The sequence below is a fragment of the Solidesulfovibrio magneticus RS-1 genome, from assembly GCF_000010665.1.
Classification (GTDB): Bacteria; Desulfobacterota; Desulfovibrionia; order Desulfovibrionales; family Desulfovibrionaceae; genus Solidesulfovibrio; species Solidesulfovibrio magneticus.
Window position 1 is genome coordinate 3586103 of record NC_012796.1, and the last position, 25079, is coordinate 3611181.

The window sequence follows — 25079 nt, forward strand, 5'->3', positions numbered from 1 at the left end:
TTTGCTATAGCGGCTGGCGCGGGCGGAGTCCATGCCCCGCGAGAAGCCTCGCCACCCGCCGTCATTCCACCAGCACCCCGGCGTAGCCCACCACCTGGTCGTAGTCGCCGCTGACCTCCCCGGAGGTGGCGTAGGCGGCCAGCCGGGCCGAGGTGGCCCCGAGCGCCTGGGCGATCAGAAGGCCCAGCGTCATGGGCAGCACGCCGCACATGCTGATGTCCTCGCGCCGCACCACGTCCAATAGCCCTTGCGGGTCCAGGGCGAGAACCCGGGCCAGGGCCAGGGAGTCGCGCTTTTTGGCCGCCGCTTCGGGCAGGTAATGGCTCATGTCGGAGCTGACGATGATGGAGACCGGCCCGGACCAGGCGGCCAGCACTTCGGCCATGGCCTGGGCCGTTTCGGCCAGGACGCCCGGACGCGACTCGGCCACGGCCACCGGCACGATGCGGCAGCCCGGCCGCACGGCAGTTACAAACGGCAGCAGCACTTCCAGGGAATGTTCGCCCAGATGGGCCGCCCGGTCCGGCGAAAGCCCGGGCGCGGCGGCGAGCAAGGCCTCGGCCAGGGCCGCCTCCACGGGCACGTCCCGGCCCGGGATGCGCCAGGCCCCGTCCGACCACACGGCCAATCGCCCCCCCCGTCCGGTGTGGTTGGGGCCAAGGAGCAGCAGCGTGTCGGCGAGGTTGGCCGCGCCCAGGGTCTTGCCGGCCACCGGGCCGCTGTAGACGGCTCCGGCGTGGGGGGCCATGGCCAGCAGGGTCGGCTTGTCCGAAGGTGCGCCGGCCTCGGCCAGATAGGCGGCCGTTTCCCGGGCCAGGGCGGCGGGATCGGCCGGATAGAACCGCCCGGCCACCACGGGCTGGCGAATGGATGCGGCGGACGTCGCGGATGCGGGCATGACCGGCTCCTTGCCGCCGGCAGCAAAACGGAACGGCGGCATCCTCTCTCTAGCCCCGGGCGCAGCGAATGACAAGGGCGCGGGCGGCTATTGGGGACGAGTCAGGGCGTCGAGGCGGTTTTGCAGGCCGCTGGCGGCCAGATCCGAGGCGGCCATGCGGCCGTAGAGGGATTCGGGCGCGGCGTCGCGCATGGCCGTCAGCGTGGCCCGCCAGCCCTCGACGTCGCCCATGGCCCGCTGGATGGCGGCGATGCGCATCCGGTTGCCGGCATAGTCGTCATCGCCTTCCTTGCACAGCTTGGCGTAGGCCTCGGCCAGCTTGAGGGCCTTGGAATAGTCGCCAAGGGCCCGGGCGGCTTCGATCTGGATGTTGACGGCGGCCTTGCGCTTGTCCGGGTCGCGGCCGGTTTCCTTGAACATGAAATCGGCCTCGCCGGCGTAGAGCTGGGCTTTTTCCCATTCCTTCTTGGCCATGGCCTCCTTGGCCACGAAATAGAGGGCATAGCAGCGCTTTTCGGCCTCCAGATCGCGGTCGCCGGCCATTTTGGTCCACAGGGGCAAGGCCCGGGAGGCTTCGCCGAGATTTTCCAGGGCCTCGGCCACCAGATATTCCAGGCCCCGGCGCTGGCTGGGAGAAAACCGCCAGCCCTGGACCTTGCGGGCCAGCTCCACGATCTCGCGCCAGTTGCGGTCGTTCTGGTAAACCGACATGGCCATGGTCAGCGCCCAGTTGCCGTTGTCGGACTCCTTGGGACCGATGTAGGGCGAGGCTTCCTTGATGGCGTTTGCCGTATCGCCGGTGCGCAGGTAGGCCAGGGCCAGCCCCAGGCGGGTGGTGTCCGACAGCAACCCCCGGTTGGTGTTGATCAGCCGGTATTCCTTGTAGGCCGCCACCAGCCGGTCATAGTCCTTGTGGGCCAGCATGTCGGCGGCCATGCGCTCAAAGGCGGTGATGGCCGTCTCCTCGGCCTTGGGGGCCAGCTCGCTTTGAGGGTAGCGCTCCAGATAGGCGGCGGATTCCTTGAGGCTGCCGGGATAGTTCTGCTGGTGCAGCAGCCACATGGCCAGCTTGAGTTGGGCCAGGGGCGCCAGCGGGCTTTGGGGATGGTCGCGGATGATGCTGCGGTAGATTTCCTCGGGGCTGCCGTACTGCGGCTTGTCGAAAAGCGGGAACATCTCGGAGATGGTGGGCTGGTCGTGAACGCCCTGCTCGGCCAGGCGCATCTTGGCCACGAGTCCCCCTTCGCTGTCCGGGTAGTCCTTGATGGCCAAATTGTAGAAATCCACGGCTCCGGGCTTGTTGCCCAGGCGGGCGTAGATGTCGCCGAGCTTGGCCAGGACCAGATCGGCGTCCTTGGCATCCGGCTCCATGTTGTAGAACAGCATGTAGCAGTCGCGAGCTTTCTTGAAATCGCCGTTCTTGTAGGCGATGTCGCCGGTGATGCGAAGAATTTGCGGAAACTCCGTATAATAGCGCGGCCAGCGTTTATCGATGTAGTCGGCTATCTGGGCGGCTTCCTTGTAGCGACCCAGGCGAACCAGGGTCTTGGCCATGCCCATGGCCCCTTCGCGCACGAACTTGCTCTCCGGGAACTTTTCGACGACGTTTTTGTACTCTTCCTCGGCCTTCTTGTACTCGCCGCGATCAAAATAGTATTCGCCCCAGGCGAAATTGACCATGGGGACGCTGGCGTCGGTGGGATACTTGCGCGTGAGCACGTTGAAGTAGCCCTTGGCTTCGGGGATGTTGCCCACGCGAAGGTTGAGCATCCCCAGCTGCAGCAGGGTCTCGGGCACCCGGTAGGAGTTGGGGTTGACGTTGATGGCTTCGTTCAAAGCCTTTTGAATTTCGTCATAGTGGCCGGCCAGATCGTCCTTGTGCAGGTCCATCTGGACGCCGGCCAGGGTGTGCATGGCCTCTTCGCGCACGTCGGGCTTGAGCTTGGGGCTCAGCACCAGGCTGCGCAGCATGTTGTTGGCCCCGAAGAAGTTGCCGGCCAGCCGTTCAGCCTGGGCGGCCACCAGGGTGTTGGCGTCGTGGTCTTCTTCCTGGGCCGGGGGCGTGGCCTCGGCGCTGGCCGGGGCGTGGTCGGCGGCCGGCGGTTTGGGCGCGGCCTCGGCCTTGGCGGCCGGAGCCGGTTTCTGGTCCTTGGCGGGCGGCGTCACCGGGGCGCGGGTCTCGTCGCCGGCCAGGGCCGGGGGAATCGGCGGCAATTTGACGGCCTGACGCAGTTCGCCGCCACCGCTCGGGACTTGTCCTTTGCCGCCGGCCGGCTGTTCGGTCAGGGCCGGGGAGGGCGCGCGGGCCATGCCGTCGGGGCGCAGCACCGGGGCCTTGTCCGGGCTGACGCGAAGGGCCGTGGCCCGCATGGACGAGGGCACGGCGTAAAAGGCTTCCTTGGCAGCCTCGGGCTGGCCGGCCTTGGCCGGCTCGGCGGCTGGCGGAGCCAGCGATGGCGGCAGCGGCGGCAAATCCAGGGGACCGGGCTTGGGATTGGGCGGCGTGACGGGCAGGGTCAGGGCCGAGGACGGCTTGACGACGGGATCGACCGGCGGCCAGGTGGTGCTGGGCGTAGCCGAAGGCGCGCCTGGCGACCAGTTGGCTCCGGCCGGGTCGCGGTAAACTTGCAGCTTGAGTCCCTGGTCGCCCTCGGGCCAGCCCACGAAACCGAAAGCGTCGGATTTCAGGCGCACAATGACGGTGTCGCCTTCCAGACGCACGCCTTCCAAAAGCCGCGAGGAATTGAAATCGGCCGGCCCGGGCGGCGTTTCGCCGGCCAGGGTTCCGGCCGGAAAGGCCAGGCTGATCTCCACCGGGCCGGTGCGGCTGATGGCCGGATAGCCTCCACGCTTGGAAAACTGGAGCAAAAGCGAGTCCGTGTCGGCCTTGGTGACCGTGGACACGGACAAGGCCGCCGCCGATCCGGCGGACAGCGCGGCCACGACGACCGCCAGAAGAAGCCGCCAGAGGGCGGCGCGAAGGGAGAGGCTCACGCCGGGTTTTCTTGCAAGGACCATGCTCATTTTGCCCTCGCCGTTACCCCTGCCGCGGTGGCGGCAAACGAAACGCGCCCCTCGGTGAAACCCCGCGTCATCCCTGATGGTTTGGGAATGCTCCCGGGGCAGCCGGGAAAGACGCCAGCAAGGTGCGGCCTGGGCCTCAATCGCCGGCCATGTTGCGCTTTTTGAGCTTTTCAATCAGCGTCGTGCGTTTGATGCCGAGCAGTTCCGCCGCCTGGTTTTTCACCCCCGAGGCCTTGCCCAGGGCCTCGATGAGGAGCTTTTCCTCCAGGGTGTCCATGAAGTCCTTGAGTCCCATGGATTTCTCGGCCAGATCGGCCAGGGTCGGCCAGCGGAAGCCGGCCTCGGCCAGAGCGACCGGCGGTGGCGGCGGGGCCACGCCGGCATGGTCGAGAATCTTGCGCGGCAGGTCCTCAATGCCCACCACCTCGCTGTCGCACAGGATGGACAGGCGCTCCATGAAGTTTTCCAGCTCACGCACGTTGCCCGGCCAGGGATAGCCCAGCACCAGCCCCCGGGCCTCGGGCGAAAACGTCAAGGTGGGCCGGCTTTTCTGGCGGCAGAAACGGCCCAGGAAATAGTCGGCCAAAAGCAGGATGTCCTGGCCGCGTTCGCGTAGCGGCGGCAGATGGAGCGGGATGACGTTTAAACGGTAGTAAAGGTCTTCGCGAAACCGCCCCGCCGCCACCTCGGTTTCCAGGTCGCGGTTGGTGGCGGCCACGATGCGCACGTCAGCCTTGAGGGTCTTGTCGCCGCCGACGCGTTCGTACTCTTTCTCCTGGAGCGCCCGCAGGATTTTCACCTGCAGGCTCAAGTCCATCTCGCCGATTTCGTCGAGAAAAATCGTGCCGCCCTCGGCCAGTTCGAACCGCCCCTGCCGCGTGCGCACGGCCGAGGTAAACGCCCCCTTTTCGTGGCCGAAAAGCTCGGATTCCAGGAGTTCGCGCGGGATGGCCCCACAGTTGACCGGCACGAAGGGCTTGCCGGCCCGGCGGCTGTTGGCGTGCAACGCCCGCACGAGCAGTTCCTTGCCCGTGCCGGATTCGCCCGTGACCAGCACCGTGGAGTCGGTGGGGGCCACCTTGGCCAGCACGCGCAGGACCTCGGCAAGGCAAGCACTCTGCCCGACCATGCCGGAAAGGTTCAGTTCCATCTGGCCTCCGGAAGAAAGCGCCGCCAATCCGGGCGGTTTCCCCTGGTCTATAGCTTCGTTCCGGGGCTGTCAATTTACTGACAGGAAAAAGAACGGCGCATTCGGCGCACCGGCCAATTCCATCAGCGTTTTTTCAATATATACGGCTGTTGCAAGGCGCTGCCAGCCAAACGCCCGCGCGCCATTTAGGGACGCGAACCTAGACCCGCATGTCCAGCAGCGTGCCGAGCATCTGGTCCTGGCTGCGGATGGTCACGACGTTGGCCTCGAAGGCCCGGGAAGTCTGGATCATGTCCACGGTCTGCCGGGCCAGATCCACGTTGCTCGTCTCCACCAGCCCGGCCGAAGGCTCGTACACCCCGGCCTGGTTGTAGGCGCTGACGGATTCCGGCTGATAGCCGCCGGGCGAAGCGTCGCGCACGATGTCGGACACGCGCACGCCCTGCCCGTCCGGGCCGGTCTCCAGGCGGGCATCCTGGGACTTGTAGCCGTCGGTGTTGACGTTGGCCACGTTGTTGGCCGTGACCGCCATGGACGTGGAAAAAGCGCTGAGCGCCGACTGGGCGGCGGATATGGCGTCGGTCATGGGCTGCCCTCCCGTCCTTGGGATTGGGGTCCGTCCCTTCCACATAATGCAGCCCGGCCCCATGGGCAAGCGCCGCCAAGGCGCAAACCGGTTGAAGGCAGCCGCCCCCCATGCTAGAGCCGGCCATGCGCCTTCTCCCGCGCCTTGCCGCGCCCGGCCTCGGCCTGCTCCTTTGCGCCTGCCTCACGGCCTGTTACGATCCGCCAGAGTCGCCCGTGCGCTACGTCAACAAGCCCTATCTCTTCAGCTTCATCCCGCCCAAGGGCTGGACCGTCACCGAAGACAAAACCGAGGCCTGCCAGGTCTCCGTGGAAGCCCGCCATGGCGAGTGCCGCTTCTACGTCTGCGTCAGCGTTCGCCCCACGGAATTTTTGCCCACCACCTCGGATTTCGCCAACTGCGAACTGGTCAAGGCCTACGTCGCCGACACCCTCAAAGGCTTCAACGTCACCTGCCGCCCCACCACCATCCAAGGCCGGCGCAGCTACGACGCCATCTACCTGCGCCGGGTGGACGACGGCAACGGCGGCATCAAACTCCAACTCGTGCGCCAGACGTTTCTCTCGCGCGGCAAGATGCTCTACACGCTGACCTCCTACGTCTTCGGCCGCGACGAAGCCGAACTGCGCGCCCTGGCCCCGCCCTGCGACAACGACATCACCCGCGCCGAGGCCACGTTTTTTTTGCACCAGCCCGGGTCGTTTGAGCGGTGAATGCCTCCGGCGGCCAGGAGAGGCGCCGCCTCTCCTGGACCTCTCCGCTGGGGGCCTGAGGCCCCCAGCCCCCCCACATGTATTGACGAGCGGACGGCAAAGAGAACGGATGTGCGAGGATGAAAAAAGGGCCGCTCCAGGCATGGAGCGGCCCGCGTCGTTGAGACGCCGTGAAAAGCGGCGCTATTTCGGGATGAGGTCGCCGACATGCTTGTCGGCCGCGATCTCGATGACCGACACGCCCTTGAAGGCCAGGGCGTCGGCAAAGGCCTCGCGGATGGCGGCCGGCGTGTCGACCTTGGCCGTGGCCGCGCCGTAGCCCTTGCCCAGGGACACGATGTCCAGGCCCGGCAGATCCAGCCCCGGCACGCCCGGCGTCTCTTCCAGCCGGGCAAACGATTTGAGAATGCCGTACTCGTCGTTGCGAAGGACCACGTAGACCACGTGCGCCCCATGCTGCACGCCCGTCCAGATCGACTGCAACGAATACTGGAACGACCCGTCGCCGATGACGGCCACCACCGGCTTGCCCCGGCCCGAGGCCTTCTCGGCCAGGGCCAAGCCCACGGCAGCCGGCATCCCCCAGCCCAGGCCCCCAGAGGCCATGACAAAGGAGCTGTCCGGCTGCGTCACCACGCCCAGGGGCGTGGCCGCCAGATCGGCCATGTTCGAGGGCGACTCGTTGACCAGGATGCAGTCGCCGCCGACGATCACCTCCGAAAGGACGCCAAAAATCTGCCTGGGGGTCAGCGGCAACGGCGCGTCGTCGGGCACGGCGACCTTGGCCCGCTCCGGCCGGACCGGCCCCCGGGCCGGGCGCTTGGCGACAAGCGGCAAAAGCGCCTCCACGGCAAGCAAGCTGTCGGCAACCAGACTGTCGCCAACCACGGCCTTGCCAGCCTCGTAGGGGTCGTCAATAATCTGCAAAAGCTTGGCTCCGGCCGGCAGCGTCTCGCCGGCCACCCACGGATAGTAGCGAAAGACCGGCGCGCCCACGACCACCACGAGGTCATGCCCGGCCAGGGCCTTGCTAAGCGGCCCCACGGCCGGCGGCAACACCCCGGCATAGAGCGGATGGTTGTGGGGAAACGGCACGCGCTCGGTAAAGGGGCCAAGCCAGACCGGGGCCTGCACCGCCTCGGCCAGGGCGATGCCCTGTTCCCAGGCCTGGCTTCGCGACAGGTCCGCGCCGTAGACCAGCACGGGGTTCGCGCTGGCATTTATGCGCGCGGCGAATTCCGCGATGCGCGCCGGGTCCGGGGCGTGGCGCACCGAGACCGTGCGGTAGACGTCCACGGCGTCCATGTCCTTTTCCCAGTCGTCCAGGGGCAGGGACAAAAAGACCGGCCCCTGGGGCTGCTGCATGGCCATGGCGTAGGCGCGCATGAAGGCCCCGGGCACATCCTGGGGACGCTTGGGCTCATAGCTCCATTTCACCCAGGGTTTGGGCAGCATGGTCTCGTCGATGTTGGTGAGAAAGGGTTCGCCCAGGAGCATGTCGCGGGTCTGCTGGCCGGCGGTGATGATAAGCGGCGTCTTGTTGAGGTAGGCGGTGAGGATGCAGCCCATGGCGTTGCCCATGCCGGCCCCGGTGTGGACATTGACCAGCACGGGTTTGCCTAGCCCCTGGGCCAGGCCGTCGGCTATGCCGACCACGCTCGATTCCTGCAGGGCCAGGATATAGGTGAAATCGTCGGGAAAGTTCTTGAGGAAGGTTTCCTCGGTGGAGCCGGGGTTGCCGACCACGGTGGTAAGGCCAAGGCGTCTGAGCAGAGCAAAGGTGACGTCGCGCACTGTGGGCATGGGGCCTATCTCCCGGGTTGGAGTGACGGATGCGGCACGCGGCGGGAGTCCGCCGATTTCCCGGGATTGCCACCGGTCGGGGGGAAGGTCAAGGCGGACGGAGCCCCAAAACAAACGAGGCGGCCCGCCCGCGCCTACATCCTCGGTCCCAGGGGCGAGGCTCGGCCGGCCTGCTTGAGGTTGGCTTCCAGCACCTCGGCCAGCTGGTCGATGGAATGCGGCTTGGCCAGATAATCGTTCATGCCCAGGCGCAAGAACCGCTCACGGTCCTTTTCGCTGGCATAGGCCGTCAGCGCCACCACCGGGATGCGCTTGGACAGCCCCGGCACCTCGCCGTGGCGGATGTGGTGGGTGCACTCGATGCCGTCCATCACCGGCATCTGGATGTCCATGAGGATGATGTCGGCCTGCTCCCGGGACAACGTCTGCAAGGCTTCCTGGCCGTTTATCGCCTCCAGCACGTTGTAGCCCAGCCGCGAAAGCGCCCGGCCCGTGGTCAGGCGGTTGATGCGCTCGTCCTCCACCAGCAGCACCGTATACTCTTCGGGCGAAAACACCGGGTCCTCGCTGGCGTACACCACGGACTCGTCCCGGCACTCGAAATCCGTGAGGGAAAACGGGGCCGCGAAATAAAACGTGCTGCCCTTGCCCGGCGCGCTTTTGACCCAGATGCGCCCGCCAAGCAGCTGCACCAGATGCTTGGCGATGGACAGCCCAAGCCCGGCGCCGCTGACCCGCTTGGTCAGGTAGTGCTCGGCCAGCTCGAAATCCTCGAAAATCTTGCCCTGCAGTTCCTTGGCGATGCCGATGCCGGTGTCGCGCACCATGAACAGCACCGTGCGGTATTGGGCGGAAAACTTGAGACGCTCCGACCGGATAAGTTTGGCCCGAACCTCGATGGTTCCGTTCTTGGTGCATTTGAGCGCATTGTCGACCAGATTGGACAAAATCTGGCGCAGCCGGAACACGTCGCCCACCAGCCGCTCGGGAATGCGCGGATCAAGCCGCGTGAGAAACTGTACGTCGCGCACCTTGGCCCGCACGCCGTAGCTGCGGCTAAGCGACCCCAGCACCTCGCCCATGGAAAAGGTGGCCAGCACCGGTTCGATGGCCGCCGCGTCGATGTCGGCCAGCTCCAGCACGTTGTTGACGATGGACAAAAGCCGCTTGCCCGAATCCTCGACGATCTCCCACAACTCCCGCTCCTCGCCCCCGGCCGCTTCCTGCAGGGCCAGCTGGGCGGCCCCCATGATGCCGTTTAAGGGCGTGCGCAGCTCGTGGGTGATGTTGCCGAGAAACTGCGACTTGGCCTGGCTGGAGGAAAAGGCCAGCTCCCGTTCCCGGCGAAGCTGGTGCTCGGTTTCCTTAAGCGTTGTGATGTCCCGGGAATAGCTGGCCACGTACAGCACCTGGCCGGATGCGTCGGCGATGGGGCAAATGCTCACCTGATAGCAGGTTTCGCCGTAGCGCTCCTCATACCCGACGATGGCGTTGCGGGCCACGGCCTCGCGCAGCTTGTCACGCCGCGTCGCGGCCTGTTCCAGGGGCATGTGGCTGTACAGGCTCGCGCCCATGAGCGCGTCCACGGTCTGGCCCCGACGCCTTGCCGCCTCCTCGTTGAGCACCAGGATGTAGCCGTCCACGTCGGACAGGATGATGGAATCAAGGGTGGCGTCGAGCAGGGCCTTGAAGATGGCCTGGTTTTCCGCGAGCAGCTGTTGGGCCAAAACGATCTTGGTCACGTCCTCGCGGATGATGATGCCGCCGGAGACCCGGCCGCTTTCCATGACCGGAATGCCCCGGATGTTCTGGTAGGCGGACTGGCCGCCGCTGCAGGCGTCAACGTAGACGGCCTCAAGATGGACGGTTTCGCCGGAAAGGATGCGGTCGATCTCCCCGCCCATGGAGGAGCTGGTGATCCCGGGCATATCCTTGAGCTTTCGGCCAAGAAAAAAATCGCGGTCGCGCTTGCCCCGGGCAAAATTGGTCAAGTGCCAGTCGTTGACGAACGTAATGACGCCCTCGGCGTCGATGTGCATGATCGAAACCGGAGCGAGTTGTATGATCTGCTCGCAGTTGGCCGCAAGCGCTTCCTGACCGCCCATAGAGAATTGCATATCCTGTCGCCCGGCCAGCCGGCAAGGGCCATTGCATGCCTCGCACCAATTATCCGGATATTTCCTATCCGACAACGACTACCGGGCGTTACGGCCTTCGATGCCGGCAAAGGCGCTGTGATTGTGGATGGACTCGAAGCTTTCCACTTCCACCCGAAACCACGTCACCTTGGGATGCTCCCGCAAGGAACGGGCCACCTGGCGGGCCACATCCTCGACAAAGGTCGGATTGGCGAAGGCCTGTTCGGTGACGTGTTTCTCGTCCTCGCGTTTTAAAAGGGCGTAGACCGGCGACGAGCCGGCCGCTTCGGCGGTTTCGATGAGTTCCTCCAGCCACAGCAGCCCGGAAAACCGGCAGCGGATGGAGATGACCGCCCGCTGGCTGTGCGCCCCCTGATCGGAAATGGCCAGGGAACACGGGCACACGGTCATGACCGGCACGTCCACGCCCAGCGTCAGGCGAAACTTGTCGCCCTCGAACTCCCCCGAGACCAGACAGGCGTAGTCCATCAGGGCCGCGGCGCCGGTGGCCGGCGAGGCCTTGGACAAAAAATAGGGAAAACGCAGGGTCATGTGGGCGTTTTGGGCTTCCAGGCGGGCGCGCACGTCTTCGAGCAGGGCCTTGAAGGTGACAAGGTCGAGCTCGCCGGCAAAACCGGACAGGGCCTCCACGAACCGGCTCATGTGGGTGCCCTTGAACTGGGCCGGCAGGTCGACGGACAGCTCCACGTCGGCCACGGTGTGCTGGCGGCCGCGCGTGCGGTCGCGCACCAGAAGCGGCAGGCGGAAATTCTTGATGCCGACCCTATCGAGGTCGATGGGGACCTCGGGGGGTCCGCTTTGCACGTCTTGCATGGCCATGATGGCGTGTCTCCGGGAGGGATGTCCCGCACCTGGGCCGCCATGGCGTCTGGCGCGGGGGAGGCGTTTCCTACGCCGGGCGGACGCCCCTGTAAAGCCGGCGGCAGGCCGTCCTGCCCTTCCGGCTGGCATCGGCCGGAAAACGAAGCCGGCCGGGAACGCCTTTATGTCTCGTTCCTGAAAAAGACGTTGGTGTTTTTCAGGAAAAACAAGGAATTTACTCTGTCATCCGCAAAACGCCGCCAGCGGTTATACGGACGCGCCGCTAGACGATCTCCTGGCCGGTGGTGGCCAGGGTCAGCTTGCCGTACTTGACGCCGCGCGTGGAAATGAGCTTTTGCGACAGCCGCTGCACGGCCTCGCCCGGCCCCTTGAGCACCAGCGCTTCCAGACAGTTGTGGTGGTCGAGATGCACGTGCATGGACGACAGGATCACGTCGTGCTGCTCGTGCTGGGTCTCAATGAGCCGTTGGGCCAGATCGGAGGTGTGGTGGTCGTAGACCAGGGTCAGCACGCCGGCCACTTCCTTGTCCGATTGCTCCCATTCCTTTTGCACCAAAACGCCCCGGATGAGGTCGCGAATGGCTTCGGAACGGGTCTGATAGCTCTTTTCGTCGCACAGCGCGTCGAACTTCTCCAGAAGTTCGGAATTGAGCGACACGCCAAAGCGGATGGTCTGTCCCATGCGCCCTCTCCTGGTGCCGTGTCTTCGAAGAAAGCCTACGCCTTCTTCGAGGACACCATCGTTGAATCATTGTTTTTTCTTAAAAAATACTGACGTATTTTTTAAGGACGCAACACTAGGGTCTGATTTCGTAGAGGCTGATGGTGCTGCGGCAAGAGGCCACGGCCACCGATTCCTCATGCAGCCGGGCGACGGCAAAGCCGTCGGCGGCAAGCCTGTCCCACACGCCCCGCGACACCTCGCGCCAGGGTTCGGCCAGCACGACGCGGCCGCCCGGAGCCAGGCAGGAGCGGAAAATCGCGGTCAGCGGCTCGTAAAACCGCGTCTCGTATAAAATGTCGCTGCCCCACATGAGGTCGAAAACGCCGGGGACAAGGGCCGGGGCGCGCCAGTCCATGACGGCGAAGGTCGCCGGCAAACCGTTTTCCCGGGCATTGCGCAAGCCATGGGCCACGGCCGCCGGCTCGTGGTCCACGCCCAGCACCCGTGCCCCGGCCGCCGCCCCGGCCATGGCCGATAGCCCCATGCCGCAGCCGAGGTCCAGGCCGCGCTTGCCGGCCAGTTCGTCGGGCCGGGACTCCAGCCAGGCAGCCAAAAGCAGGCTGGCCGGCCACAGCTCGGCCCAGTAGGGCATCCGCTCGTCGGCCCCGAAGCCGTCCTGGCCAAGGCCTTCCCACAGCGACTCCATGTCCGCCTCGCGCCACAAGACGTATTCGCGGCCGGGCAGCGGCAGGCGCATGCGGCCGTCCACCCATTGGGGCGCGGCGGCCCACTGGGGCAGGATCGGTCCGGGGACGGCAATTCTGTTCACGAATGAGCTTCCTTACAAGTCAAAAACGCGCCATGACGCATCTTCCGTGTTACCGTGATTCACGAAAATGCGCAACCCGGGGCACGCCCGACGATTCTTCGGCAGCAAACCGAAGCATTGCCCCGACGCCGCTTGCCCCAGGCCTGTCAACGCGCTATTTGACGGCCAGCCCGTCGCGGCCTGTCGCGGGCGGGCCTAAGACCGATCATCACGCCAGGGAGAAGCGCCATGCAAAAGGATCTACTCTATTCCAAGTCCCATGAATGGGCTCGCGTCGAGGACGAAATCGCGGTGGTCGGCATCACCGACTTCGCCCAGGAACAACTCGGCGACATCACCTTTGTGGAACTGCCGGCCGTAGGCGACACCGTCGAGGCCGGCCGGGAAATGGGCTCCGTGGAGTCCGTCAAGGCGGCCAGCGAACTCTACAGCCCGGTCAGCGGCGAGGTCATCGAGGTCAACGAGGAGCTGGAAAACGCTCCCGAAAAGGTCAATTCCGATCCTTACGGCGAAGGCTGGCTGATCCGCGTGCGGCTCACCGACGAACCCGCCGGCTTGCTGTCGCCCGAGGAGTACGAGGAACTGGCCAAGGCCGAGCACTAAAATCGGAGCGCCCCATGCCCTATATCCCCCACACCCCGGCGGAAATCCGGGAGATGCTCGACGCCGTCGGCGCGCCCGACGTCGATGCCCTGTTTGCCGAAATCCCGGCCGCGCTGCGCCCCCAGAGCTTCGATCTGGCCAAGGGAGCCACGGAAATGGCCGTGCGCGCCGCCATGGAGAAGCTCTCGGCCAAAAACCGCACCGATCTGACGAGCTTTCTCGGCGGCGGCTTCTACGACCACTACGTCCCGGCCGCCTCGGACCTGCTGCTGTCGCGCGGGGAATTCTACACCGCTTACACGCCCTATCAGCCCGAGGCCTCCCAGGGGACGCTGCAAGCCATCTTCGAGTACCAGACCGCGGTGTGCCGGCTCATGGACATGGAGTGCTCCAACGCCGGCGTCTACGACGGCGGCACAGCCCTCTACGAGGCCCTGATGATGGCCGTGCGCCACACCCGGCGCAAAAAGGCCGTGGTCAGCGAGACGGTCAGCCCCATCTACCGCATCGTGCTGGCCACCTACACCAAAAATCTCCACCTCGATCTGGTCGTCGTGCCCCATAAAAACGGCCTGGACGACTTCGAGGCCCTGACAGCCGCCGTGGACGGCGACACCGCCGCCATCGTCGTGCAAAATCCCAATTTCTTCGGCAGTGTCCAGGACTTCACCGCCCTGTTCGACCACGCCCGGGAAAAGGGCGCGGTGTCGGTCATCTCCTGCTACCCGGTGCTCCAGACGGTGCTCAAAACCCCCGGAGCCATGGGCGCGGACATCGCCACGGCCGAAGGCCAGAGCCTGGGCCTGCCGCTGTCGTTTGGCGGCCCCTACCTCGGCATCATGACCTGCAAGAAAAGCCTCGTGCGCCAGATGCCCGGCCGCATCGCCGGCCGCACCAAGGACGCCGCCGGCCGCACCGGCTACGTGCTGACCCTGCAAGCCCGCGAACAGCACATCCGCCGCCAGAAGGCCACGTCCAACATCTGCTCCAACCAGGCCCTGTGCGCCCTGCGCGCGCTCATTAATCTCTGCCTCACCGGCAACGAGGGTCTCTCCCGCCAGGCCGCCCGGTCCATCGAAAACGCCAACTACGCCGCCTGGAAGCTCGGCGCCATCCCTGGCGTCAAGCTGCTGAACGAAGCGCCCTTTGGCAACGAATTCGCGGCCGTGTTCCCGGTAAACGCCAAGCAGGTGGCCCGCATGCTCATGGACGGCGGCATCGTGCCGGGCTTCCCCTTGGGCCGCTACTACCAGGGACTGGAAAACGCGCTCCTTATTTGCTGCACCGAAAAGCACGACCGCGCCGACATCGACCGCCTGGCCCGGCGGCTGGAGAACGCCTTATGAGCACCGTCTTTTCCAAATCCGTTCCCGGCCGCGAAGGCGTGTGGCCCGAAGCGCCCAAGACCGATCCCGTCGACTTCATCCCCCAGCATCTGCTGCGCGAGGGCGACGCCGGCCTGCCGTCCCTGTCCGAGCTCGACGTGGTGCGCCACTTCACGGCCCTGTCGCGCAAGAACTACGGCGTGGACTCCAACTTCTATCCGTTGGGGTCGTGCACCATGAAGTACAACCCCAAGTTCACGGAAGAAGTGGCCGCCCTGCCCGGCTTCTCGCGCCTGCATCCGCTGACCCCCCAGCTCCCGGGCGGCGGCGACATGTCGGCCGGCTGCCTGGAGGTCATGTATGAGACCGAGCGCTGCCTGTGCGAGATCACCGGCATGGCCGCCTTTACCCTGCACCCCATGGCCGGAGCCCACGGCGAACTGACCGGCGCGCTCATGATGGCCGCCTACCACGCCGACAAGGGCCACAAAAAGACCAAGATCATCTGCCCGGATTCGGCCCACGGCACCAACCCCGCCTCGGCCGCCATCGCCGGCTTTGAGGTCGTGACCATCGAATCGAAAGACGGCATCATCGACCCGGCCGCCCTGGCCGCCGTCATCGACGACGAGACCGCCGGGGTCATGATGACCGTGCCCAACACCCTTGGCCTTTTCGAGCGCCATCTGCCCGAGATCGTGGCCCTTTGCCGCAAAGTGGACGCGCTGCTCTATTACGACGGAGCCAACCTCAACGCCATCCTCGGCAAACTGCGGGTGGGCGACGCCGGCTTCGACGTGGTCCACATCAACCTGCACAAGACCTTTGCCACGCCCCACGGCGGCGGCGGCCCCGGGGCGGGGCCGGTGGGCGTGTCCGAACGCCTGATCCCGTATCTCCCCGTCTCGCGGGTGCAAAAGGACGAGGCCGGACGGTTCTCCTTAAGCTACGACCATCCCAAGTCCATCGGCTACGTGGCCCCGTTTTACGGCAACTTCGGGGTGGTGCTCAAAGCCTACGCCTACATCCTGCGCCTGGGCCGCGAGGGGCTGATTCGCGTGTCCGAGTCGGCGGTGCTGGCCGCCAACTACCTGCGCGCCCGGCTGGCCGAGGCCATCGAGGTGCCGTACAATCGCATCTGCATGCACGAATTCGTGGCCTCGGCCGCGAAGCTGGCGGCCGAGAAAAACGTGCGCGCCCTGGACATCGCCAAGGCGCTTTTGGACAAGGGCTACCACGCCCCCACCATCTACTTCCCGCTCATCGTCAAGGAAGCGCTCATGTTCGAGCCCACCGAAACCGAGAGCAAGGACACCCTGGACCAGTTCGTGGCCGATCTGCTGGACATCCTGGCCCAGGCCGAAACCGATCCCGAGGCCGTGCGCGCCTGTCCCACCACCCTGCCCGTGGGCCGGCTGGACGAGACCTACGCCGCCCGGGCCATGGAGATCACCGATGACCTCTAGCAAGCGGCTGGTGGTGGTCGGGGCCGGCCCCGGCGGCTACGAGGCCGCCCTGGCCGGCGCGGCCGCCGGGCTTGACGTGACGCTCATCGAGCGCGGCAAGCTTGGCGGAGCCTGCCTCAACTGGGGCTGCATCCCCACCAAGCACCTGCTGGCCGCCACCCTGGCCGTGGAGTGCCTGACCGCCCAGGCCAAGCAGAAGCTGGCCTCGGGCACGGTCACGCCTGATCTGGCCGCTGTCCAGGCCAAGAAAAAAAAGCTCCTGTCCGCCACCCACAACGCCATGGCCGCGCATCTGGGCAAGGTCGGCGTGCGGCTGGTCACGGGCAACCTCACCGCCGTGGCCACCGGTTCGGCCGAGGTGTCGGGCGGCGGGAGCGTGGAACACATCCCGTTTGACAGCCTTATTCTGGCCCTGGGATCGCGGCCGGCCGCCTTCCCCGGGGTCAAGCCCGACGGCAAGGCCGTGCTCGGCGTCGCGCCGGTGCTGGACTTCGAGGCCGCCCCGGAGAGCTTTGTCATTGTCGGAGCCGGGGCCATCGGCCTGGAAATCGCCACCATCTACCACCGCCTGGGGACCAAGGTGACCCTGGTCGACGCCGCGCCGCGTCTGGCCCCGGCTGAGGACCCGGACGTGTCCAAGGTCGTGGCCCAGGTGATGCGCCGCGCCGGCATCGACGCCCGGCCCGGGGTCAAGGTGGAAAGCCTGGTCACCGACGAGAACGGCCGGGCCAGGCTCACCCTGGCCGGCGGCGAGACCGTCGTGGCCGACAAGGCGCTTGTGGCCATCGGCCGCTTCGCCGCCACCATCGTGCCGGGACTGGCCGAATGCGGGGCCATGTTCGCTGACGACAACCCCAACCGGGCTTGGCTGCGCACCGACGACACCCTGCAAACCGCGCCCGGCATCTATGCCGTGGGCGACTGCAACGGCCGGGTGCTGCTGGCCCACGCCGCGTCGAGCCAGGGCGTCTACGCCGCCCGCCACGCCGCCGGCCTGGAGCCCGGACCCTACGCGCCGGGTCCCATCCCCGGCTGCTATTACGGTTCGCCCGAGATCATGCGGGTGGGGGCCATCGCCGCGCCCGGAGACACGATCTCCGAAGCGCCTTTCGTGGCCAACCCCATCGCCCAGGCCCATGCCGACACCGCCGGCTTCGCCCGGGTGGTCTGGAAGGACGGCCAGGTGGCCGGCATCACCGCCGTGGGCCATGGAGCCTCGACCATGGGCACCCTGGCCACGGTCATGGTGGCCCAGGCCTGGACGCGTGAGCAAGCCGAGGCCCTGGTTTTCCCCCATCCGGGGCTCGACGAGACCCTCAAGGCCGCCCTGCTCGGTGAAATGAAGGTCAAGGCCTAACATCCGGGGAACATTCCTTAATAAGGAGTGTTCCCCGGAGCCCTTTTCCAGAGTTTTTCAGAGACAACATCAGCTCCCTGCCCTTCTTCGGTCCTTGGACCTTCACCCAACCGGCAACAGGAATCGGGACCATGCTGCACCATCCTTTCGCCTCCCATGCCCAGGAAGCGGCCGGCCTCTCCCGCCGCGCCGTGCTCAAGGCCGGCCTCGTCGGGGCTTGCACCCTGCTGACCCCGTGCGCCGCCTGGGCCGCCACCAAAAAAGAGCACCCGGCCGACCCCAAGGCCGCGCCCAGAACACCCCCAGGCCCGGCCCCGGCCACGCCCGAACCCGGCTACTACATGGCCAACAAGGCCAAATTCATCGCCGACTTCAAGGGCGTGTGCGGCGGCGCGGAAAAATGGATGGCCGCCCGCATCCCCGCGCCCACGGCCAAGGCCGCCGCCGACGACGCCCTGCGCCGCTTCGAACTGCTGCTGCCGACCCTGCCCGACCTGGGCGGCACAGCCAACCGCAACCAGCCGTTTATCACCATGGCCGGCTGGCTCACCGCCCTGTGCCAGGCCATGCGCGAAAAAGGCATGACCGCCAAGGACTCCGGCCGGCTGCTCTACGACCTCTACGCCGCCGACTGGGCCAGCGTGCCGCCGGCCAAAGCCCAGGCCATGGGCGCGGCCCTTTTCACCCCGGCCGCCCAGGAATCCATCAAGCTCTGGGCCGAAACCACCCAGAAACGCCTGCTGCCTGGCGACTGGGTCGTGCGTTACGTCGCCCCGGACAAAACCTTCGACGTCGGCTACGACTACCTCGAATGCGGCGCGTGCAAATACTTCAAGGCCCAAGGCGTGGCCGAGGTCGCGCCCTACTACTGCCTAAACGACTTCCTGGCCTCCCGGGCCCAGGGCACGGGACTCTCCCGCCAGCATACCATCGCCCAGGGCGACCCGCTGTGCGACTTCCGCTACAAACGCGGCCGGCCCGTCACCCAGGACTGGAACACCGAAACGCCAAAGTTTAAGTTAAGTTAAGGGGGGAGAGGGAGAGGAAGATGCCTCCGGCGGCCGGGGGGCTAAGCCCCCCGGACCCCCTACATGGAGAAAAGGGTAAGGGGGGCGGTTCGGAGCGGCTCTCTGGCTTGTTGTGCAGTAAAAGGGAAAAAGCTGCTGTTCCTGTTGTTGCCGGGGGTTCGTTGGGTGTTCGTTTAAAAGATATGGGATTTTAGAGTGATATGAGCGTTACGCACACAAAATTGATTCTGGCCTCGGCCTCGCCGCGCCGCCGCGAACTGCTGGCCCTGGCCGGTGTTCCCTTTGACATCGTCGTCAGCCCGGCCCAGGAGCCGGCCCCGGACGTCAACGAACATCCCGCCGCCTACGCCGCCCGCATGGCCCGACTCAAGGCCGCCGCCGTGGCCGAAGCGCACCCTGAGGCCGTGGTCCTTGGCGCGGATTCCGTGGTGGCCGTGGGCGAGACCATCCTCGGCAAACCGGCCGACGCCGCCGACGCCATGCGCATGTTGCGGCTGCTCTCGGGCCGCGGCCATCAGGTGGTGACCGGCTGCGCCCTCTTCGCCCCCGGCCGGGAACCCGAGATTTTCACGGTCGCCACCGAAGTCACCATGGGCGTGGTGCCGGATGATCGCTTGGCCGCCTATGTCGCCACCGGCGAACCCATGGACAAGGCCGGCGCTTACGCCATCCAGGGCGGCGCGGCGGCCTTTGTCACCACCATTTGCGGCTCATATACCAATGTCGTGGGATTGCCCCTGGCGGAAGTCGTAGAAATTTTGAGCGTTTGGGGAGTTGCCGTTCCAGCAACACGTTGAAAAGCCTGAGGACTGCATCTTGAAGTTCTACAGATCCATCTGCAGCGCCACTGCCGTTTTATTCGTTTTTTTAGCTCTGCGCTTACTGTTGACGCCAGTCACGTTCGCCGCGAGCCTGGGGTTGGAACCATCGGCCGCCACGTCCGTGCTGCTCAGACGGGCGGCGATGTTCATGGTCGGATTGGCGGTGCTGACGTTTTGCGCCAGGAGTCTGCAAGACCTTCAGGCGCGGCGGTGCGTCTGCCTGTCGGCGGCGGTCACGCTGCTCGGCTTGGCCTGTATGGGAACTTACGAACGCTTGATGGGGACCGTAAACGAATCCATATTCATCGCCATCGGCATCGAGACCGTCCTGGGACTTTCGTTTCTGATGGTTTTGATGCGCAGTTCCGACAGGACTTAACCCAAAATCCCCGCACTATGGGAGGTGTCCAAGACGAGTTGCCACAAGCTGTCCGCGGGTGAGGCATCGTAGCACGCGCGCCAGTCGGAGGAAGACAATGAAGAAAGCCTACGTCCTGCTTTTTGATGGCTACGCGGATTGGGAAATCGGCTATGTGCTGGCCGAACTGCGCCGTATCGGCAACCTGCCGGTGGCGACTGTCGGATTCACGGACGCCCCTGTCGTTTCCATGGGCGGGTTGACGGTCACCCCGGACACGACCTTGGCCGCCGTCGTCCCCGACGATGTCCGGCTGTTCATCCTTCCGGGCGGAACGCTGTGGGAGCAGGCCTACCCGGCCGAGGCGCTCCACGCCCTGCTCCAGGCCCTTGACCGCCAGGCCGTCCCCCTGGCCGCGATCTGCGCGGCCACGACCGTTTTCGCCAAGGCCGGCGTCCTTAACGGCAAAAAGCACACGTCCAATGCCTTGAAATATCTTCAGGAGCACGTTCCCGGTTATCAAGGGGACAAGGACTACGTGGACGAACTGGCCGTCACCGACGGCCATGTGACCACGGCCAGCGGCCTGGGCAGCGTCGAATTCACCAGGAACATTCTGGAAGCCTTGGCAATCGTCACCCCGCAGCTCCGGGATCTCTGGTACCGCGCCTTCAAGTACGGGGACTACCCTAAGGAGTTCGGCTAACCCCCACGCCCGGCGACACTGCCGCGCGGCCGCCCCAGGCCGCGTTGTCCCTGCAGCGGCTGCACCAGCCCATAGGGGATGACTCCCCCGAGAGAGCAACCGGGCCATCGCCGTTTGGCTCATGATGTTAGAGGCTCGGCAAAGCATGGAACGCATAAGGCATGGCATGCCCGTCATCATCGTGCCCGGTCACCCTGAAGACTACCCCGCCCTGGCCGCACTCTGGGAAGCCTCGGTGCGGGCCAGCCACCACTTTGTCGCCGAGGCGGACATCCACTTTTTCAAGCCGCTGGTGCGCGACGTCTATCTGGGCGCGGTGACGCTCACCTGCGCCTTTGACGGCGTCGGTGATGGACGGGCGCTTGGATTTTCAGGCGTGGCCGAAGGGAAGATCGAAATGCTGTTCGTGGCCCCGGAGGCCTTTGGCCGGGGCATCGGCACGAAGCTTCTGCGCCATGCCGTGGAGACCCTCGGCGCGCGCGAAGTGGACGTCAACGAGCAGAATGCTCGCACTGTGGCATTCTATCTGCGCCGGGGATTCGTCGTTGTTGGACGCTCGGAATTGGACGGGACCGGGCGGCCTTATCCGCTGTTGCATATGCGGCTTGCCTGAGAATGGAGTCATAACTGACTGGGCGGGATGCGTATGGGCTGGGTGTACAGAGATAGTATTCACCTGGCAGTGCCGCCCTGGCGGGGTACCGTTTAAGCTGCTTCCATTGGTTCTTCCCCGGAGCCTCCCTTGATGGTTGGGATGCCCTCCAGGAGAACTTGGCAAGGCGCCCTGCCGTTCATGCCACGTCCTTGATGCGGACGTTCGTGATTGTAATGATGAAAATAGCCTTCAATGTCCGTTTGCATCTCCACTACTGACTCGGCCATGCAGCCCCTCTCCCCCAACGCGCAGATGTCTGCTCACGACATGGTGCCTAACAGCGTGTTGATAAACTCCGCCAAGTGACCGAGAATCCTGCCATCGGGGTTCCGGAGGTGATCTGATGGGGCTTGGCCGTCAGGGTGATCAGCAGGGGACGATGTATCTGGCCTATGGATGAGATTCCTCGGTCTCGTGGGCACGCTTTTTACTATCGTCTCCAGCAGATTCTCCGGAAAGCCGGCTTCTGATCGGCGACAATTATTCTTGAGCATTCCTCAGCAGAACCAGGCGTATTTATCTCCAAAACTAGCTATAATTGCGGATTTTTCACCAAAATAGTTGCCGCACTCACTCTTGGAGAATTATTTAGTGCCCGCCGTAACTGATTGCACAGCCGAGAGCTTGTTCTCAACGCGAAGTATTTCTAGCACGTATAGCAGACACTTGAATTTACTCTTGACTATCTTTTGAATTTTCATGAAAAGAAAACTAGAACAGGCAAATCAACTTCTATTCGCTCTACCACTAATTACAAATACAAACATTTATCATTTTGAATTAATTCAATTCTAGAAACGAAATTGCCAATGCAGAAAACATGAAAAAATTTAACACAACAACAAGAACATTGCACAACTATACAATATACAAAGAGCTATACCATGATTAAAAAAATTTATACAACAAACCTTAAGCCAGGGATGTACGTAATAGAATCAGGGTTGTCCAAAAACGACAACCCACATATCTATTCAAAAGAAGGTGAAATTGAAAACACAAGCCAGATACAGGATATCATCTCCGCTGGCTATCTAGACGTCTTCATAGACTCAAACAAAGGAAGTTATTTCAAGAGCAATCCAAGCGAAAAGGTTCCAATCATTGAAGAATATGAGACCCTCTCCGTCTCCAAGCACAAGATAGAGTCTGGAGGCAGAAGCTTTGACTCGATGGGGGCACACATAGAGGAGGCTGAACTTGTCTACAAAAACTCATTGGACTATGTAAAAGACCTTGTAGACTCATTAAAATTCAAAAAGAAAATAGACTTCAGTAAAAGTGAAGAATGCATTAATGACATATTTTCACATATCAACAACAACATTGACTCGCTTCTATTTATTTCAAAGCTAAAAAAACATGATACGTATACGTACACTCACAACTTAAATGTCTCTATCTTTTCTATTGCGTTTGCATCAGCTATTGGCCTTGGCGAAGATAATATCAAAATCATTGGGTTATCAGGCTTATTTCACGATATTGGGAAGTTATACATCAACGAAGATATACTAAACAAACCAGACAAACTTACCGCCAAAGAATTTGAGGAAATAAAAAAACATCCAACTCTTGGATTTAATATTTTACAAAAAGACAAAAATGCTGCGACTGAAGTGTGCAAAGCTGCCCATGAACATCACGAAAAGCATTCAGGAGGAGGCTACCCACAAAGCATTAGCTACAAAAAGATATCAACATACGCATCACTCATAAGCATAATAGACGTATTCGACGCTCTCACGAGTAACCGATCATATAAAAGGAAAATTGATCTTCACAAAGCTCTTGGCATAATATTCAACCTCAAAGGAACCTCATTCTACCCCGCTCTTGTTGATAAGTTCATAAAATTTCTCGGAATTTACCCTGTCGGATCTATTGTCCTGCTAAGTAGCGGAGAAAAAGCAATTGTAACAGAGCAAAACAGTGCTAACCTTTTGCGGCCTAAAATCAGAATTGTCATGGACAAAAATAACCATTATCAAAAGGTCATCGATCTCGACCTAGTCAACGAGAGGACCGAAGGGGCAGATAAATTGGATATTTCGGAATGTTTGAGCCCAGAGAATTGCCGCATAAACATTTCTGATTTTTTGCGATAAATGCAACCCCTAAGTCCCGCAACCATACGCACAGCCCTCTCCGTCTTGTGCTCATAGAAAACGCAACGAAGAATTCGCAGCCACATTCCTAACGCAAAGTGAATCGGTGCGCATAGCGGACAACACAGGGTAATGTCATTCCCGATGAATCCCCTCCCCCAACGCGCAGACGTCTGCGCACGGCATGGTGCCTCACTACACACTCATTATCCGGTTCATTTTCGTCTGATCAGCTCGCCAGCCCCGGCATCCCAACGTATCAAAATTCGGAGAATTCGACGCATCAGCTGGGAATAACTGACGATTAACACGCAACTTGCGTTCAAATCCTGTCAAATCGTATCAACTCACTGAAATTACTTAAGATGGTGAAAATTCTGTGCCGCCGGGACCACTGAAAAGGAAAAGCCGGCAGGAGGAGGATTGCGGATAAATCGGGTCCGCCAACGATGCCAACAGGCACGACCCCCTGAACATAGAAAAAGGGGGCAGGAGTTTTAAATCCTAATAACTCGATTTTCTCTGAGTAAGTACGGAGACTCGAACTCCAGACCTGCGGATCACTAGTCAGCTCCAGATGGACATAGGGGAGGAATCCCATTTGCTCCTGCGTTTGAATTTGGTATGGTCCAAAAAAAATCAATAAAAACTCGTACAGACGAGGAGTTATAGTTGGTTACCGAGAAGACAAAGGAAGAGCTAGTCACTGAATTAGATGCTGCGCGTCGACGCATCGCGGAGCTTGAATCAAAAGCGCATACTATTCGTTGTTCCCAATGGACTCGCTGTTCATCACGCTATGAATCTCTAGTAAAACTATATGAGCTAGAAATTGATTCGCTTCAAGAGCTTTTTGATTTCGCTCTAGAACAGGCTTTAGTTTTAACCGAAAGCACTCTCGGTTACATTTACTTTTATGACGAGACCACAGAAGTATTCACACTATATTCATGGTCAAAAAACGCAACGAGTCATTGCAAGGTCGCTGACAAACCTAATAGATTTTTGCTAAAAGACACAGGATTATGGGGGGAGGTTGTTCGTCAGCGCAAGGAAATTGTTGTCAATAATTTTTCTTGCCCAAATCGTTTCAAGAAAGGATATCAAGATGGCCATGTTGATATCCACAATTTTTTATCGATACCTGTATGGAAAGGAGAATCGATTGTTGCCGTTGTTGGCGTTGGCAATAAAGAAAGTGACTATACCGAATTTGACATCCAGCAACTTGATTTATTTGCAAAAGGTGTTTGGGTTGTTGCTCAACGGAAAGGGGCTGAGGAAGCACTTCGCTTGAGCGAAGAACGGTATCGTTCCGTAGTAGAAGATCAAACTGAACTTATCAGCAGGACTACCCCTGAAGGAATTATTTTATTTGTCAATGAGATTTACTGCCGATTTTTTGGGATAACCGCAGGAGATATTGTTGGATCTAACTGGGCTCCAGCCGTTGCTCCCGATGACATTCACATGGTTCAGAATATTCTTAATACTTTTTCACCTGACAGTCCCGTTGTGACAATTGAGATTCGTGTATTTAATGCGCTAAATGAAATTCGGTGGATGCAATTTGTTAATCGGGCAATTTTTGACAAGAATTCCAATATCGTTGAAATTCAATCTGTCGGCAGAGACATTACAGAACGCAAAACAATCGAAGAAGAGTTAAAAGAAAGCGAATTACGCTGGAAATTCGCTCTAGAAGGAAGCGGCGATGGAATTTGGGATTGGGATATTGCAAAAAATACCCTATTTTTTTCTCACGGATGCAATCTAATGCTTGGCTATTAAGAAAATGAATCAAGAAATACCCCTACTGGGTGGAAGCAAAGCGTCCATCCAGACGATCTAGAAGATTGTTTAGAAGCTCTTTACTGTCATTTGCGTGGCGAAACTTCTTTGTATGAAAAAGAATATCGTTTGCGTTGTAAAAATGGATCTTATAAATGGATACTTAGCCGCGGAAAAGTAATCCAATATGACACACAGGAAAACCATTGAGGG

General features: G+C 62.0%; 21 protein-coding genes and 1 pseudogene. 13 read left to right on the forward strand and 9 right to left on the reverse strand.

Annotation, left to right across the window (positions count from 1 at the left end; genetic code table 11):
• Positions 1–61: 61 nt before the first annotated feature.
• The 4 genes from amrB to DMR_RS15185 all read right to left on the reverse strand — a co-directional run bounded on the left by amrB (position 62) and on the right by DMR_RS15185 (position 5658).
• Positions 62–898, reverse strand: a complete 837-nt coding sequence (gene amrB / locus DMR_RS15170) for an AmmeMemoRadiSam system protein B (RefSeq protein WP_043601797.1) — start codon at positions 896–898, stop codon at positions 62–64.
• An 87-nt stretch (positions 899–985) separates the two neighbouring features.
• On the reverse strand, positions 986–3922 hold the full coding sequence (locus DMR_RS15175) for a tetratricopeptide repeat protein (protein WP_015861811.1): 2937 nt from the start codon (positions 3920–3922) through the stop codon (positions 986–988).
• Positions 3923–4058: 136 nt separating this feature from the next.
• A complete protein-coding gene (locus tag DMR_RS15180; protein WP_015861812.1) occupies positions 4059–5072 on the reverse strand; it encodes a sigma-54 interaction domain-containing protein in 1014 nt (337 codons plus the stop codon).
• A gap of 199 nt (positions 5073–5271) precedes the next feature.
• Positions 5272–5658, reverse strand: a complete 387-nt coding sequence (locus DMR_RS15185; protein WP_015861813.1) for a flagellar basal body rod protein FlgC — start codon at positions 5656–5658, stop codon at positions 5272–5274.
• Positions 5659–5783: 125 nt separating this feature from the next.
• Here DMR_RS15185 and DMR_RS15190 point away from each other — a divergent pair, with 125 nt between their 5' ends.
• Complete coding sequence (locus DMR_RS15190; protein WP_043601802.1) at positions 5784–6371, forward strand: hypothetical protein; 588 nt, start codon at positions 5784–5786, stop codon at positions 6369–6371.
• Between the two features lie 183 nt (positions 6372–6554).
• On the opposite strand, the gene mdlC is transcribed toward DMR_RS15190, so the two are convergent.
• The 5 genes from mdlC to DMR_RS15215 all read right to left on the reverse strand — a co-directional run bounded on the left by mdlC (position 6555) and on the right by DMR_RS15215 (position 12648).
• On the reverse strand, positions 6555–8174 hold the full coding sequence (mdlC, locus tag DMR_RS15195) for a benzoylformate decarboxylase (protein ID WP_015861815.1): 1620 nt from the start codon (positions 8172–8174) through the stop codon (positions 6555–6557).
• 134 nt (positions 8175–8308) lie between these two features.
• A complete protein-coding gene (locus DMR_RS15200) occupies positions 8309–10291 on the reverse strand; it encodes a PAS domain-containing sensor histidine kinase (RefSeq protein WP_015861816.1) in 1983 nt (660 codons plus the stop codon).
• 78 nt (positions 10292–10369) lie between these two features.
• Complete coding sequence (gene folE2 / locus DMR_RS15205; RefSeq protein ID WP_043601804.1) at positions 10370–11146, reverse strand: GTP cyclohydrolase FolE2; 777 nt, start codon at positions 11144–11146, stop codon at positions 10370–10372.
• A gap of 271 nt (positions 11147–11417) precedes the next feature.
• On the reverse strand, positions 11418–11837 hold the full coding sequence (gene nikR, locus DMR_RS15210) for a nickel-responsive transcriptional regulator NikR (RefSeq protein ID WP_015861818.1): 420 nt from the start codon (positions 11835–11837) through the stop codon (positions 11418–11420).
• A gap of 115 nt (positions 11838–11952) precedes the next feature.
• Positions 11953–12648, reverse strand: a complete 696-nt coding sequence (locus DMR_RS15215) for a class I SAM-dependent methyltransferase (protein ID WP_015861819.1) — start codon at positions 12646–12648, stop codon at positions 11953–11955.
• 228 nt (positions 12649–12876) lie between these two features.
• Here DMR_RS15215 and gcvH point away from each other — a divergent pair, with 228 nt between their 5' ends.
• From gcvH to DMR_RS25790, 12 genes and pseudogenes are all read left to right on the forward strand, one after another.
• Complete coding sequence (gcvH, locus tag DMR_RS15220; RefSeq protein WP_015861820.1) at positions 12877–13251, forward strand: glycine cleavage system protein GcvH; 375 nt, start codon at positions 12877–12879, stop codon at positions 13249–13251.
• 14 nt (positions 13252–13265) lie between these two features.
• Positions 13266–14597, forward strand: coding sequence for an aminomethyl-transferring glycine dehydrogenase subunit GcvPA (gene gcvPA / locus DMR_RS15225; protein ID WP_015861821.1), 1332 nt, complete (start codon positions 13266–13268; stop codon positions 14595–14597).
• Entirely contained in the window at positions 14594–16042 is a 1449-nt protein-coding gene (gcvPB, locus tag DMR_RS15230; RefSeq protein ID WP_043600823.1) for an aminomethyl-transferring glycine dehydrogenase subunit GcvPB, read from the forward strand. Before gcvPA ends, gcvPB begins: the two co-directional genes overlap by 4 nt.
• On the forward strand, positions 16032–17399 hold the full coding sequence (locus DMR_RS15235; RefSeq protein ID WP_015861823.1) for a dihydrolipoyl dehydrogenase family protein: 1368 nt from the start codon (positions 16032–16034) through the stop codon (positions 17397–17399). The genes gcvPB and DMR_RS15235 overlap by 11 nt, the downstream gene beginning before the upstream one ends.
• 131 nt (positions 17400–17530) lie before the next feature.
• Positions 17531–18427 (forward strand): L-2-amino-thiazoline-4-carboxylic acid hydrolase, encoded by an 897-nt coding sequence (locus DMR_RS15240; protein ID WP_015861824.1) that lies wholly within the window; start codon positions 17531–17533, stop codon positions 18425–18427.
• A 200-nt stretch (positions 18428–18627) separates the two neighbouring features.
• Positions 18628–19224 carry a Maf family protein gene (locus tag DMR_RS15245; RefSeq protein WP_015861825.1) on the forward strand — a complete coding sequence of 199 codons (597 nt, stop codon included), beginning with the start codon at positions 18628–18630 and terminating at the stop codon, positions 19222–19224.
• Between the two features lie 19 nt (positions 19225–19243).
• Positions 19244–19627, forward strand: coding sequence for a hypothetical protein (locus DMR_RS15250; protein WP_043600825.1), 384 nt, complete (start codon positions 19244–19246; stop codon positions 19625–19627).
• Between the two features lie 97 nt (positions 19628–19724).
• Positions 19725–20312, forward strand: coding sequence for a DJ-1/PfpI family protein (locus DMR_RS15255; RefSeq protein ID WP_015861827.1), 588 nt, complete (start codon positions 19725–19727; stop codon positions 20310–20312).
• A 145-nt stretch (positions 20313–20457) separates the two neighbouring features.
• Positions 20458–20925 (forward strand): GNAT family N-acetyltransferase, encoded by a 468-nt coding sequence (locus DMR_RS15260; RefSeq protein ID WP_232502810.1) that lies wholly within the window; start codon positions 20458–20460, stop codon positions 20923–20925.
• A gap of 926 nt (positions 20926–21851) precedes the next feature.
• Positions 21852–23075: an HD-GYP domain-containing protein gene (locus DMR_RS15265; RefSeq protein ID WP_015861830.1), complete on the forward strand. Its 1224-nt coding sequence runs from the start codon at positions 21852–21854 to the stop codon at positions 23073–23075.
• Positions 23076–23747: 672 nt separating this feature from the next.
• On the forward strand, positions 23748–24866 hold the full coding sequence (locus DMR_RS23565) for a GAF domain-containing protein (protein WP_015861831.1): 1119 nt from the start codon (positions 23748–23750) through the stop codon (positions 24864–24866).
• 18 nt (positions 24867–24884) lie between these two features.
• A pseudogene (locus DMR_RS25790) lies at positions 24885–25076 on the forward strand (PAS domain-containing protein); the annotation flags it as partial.
• Positions 25077–25079: the final 3 nt, after the last annotated feature.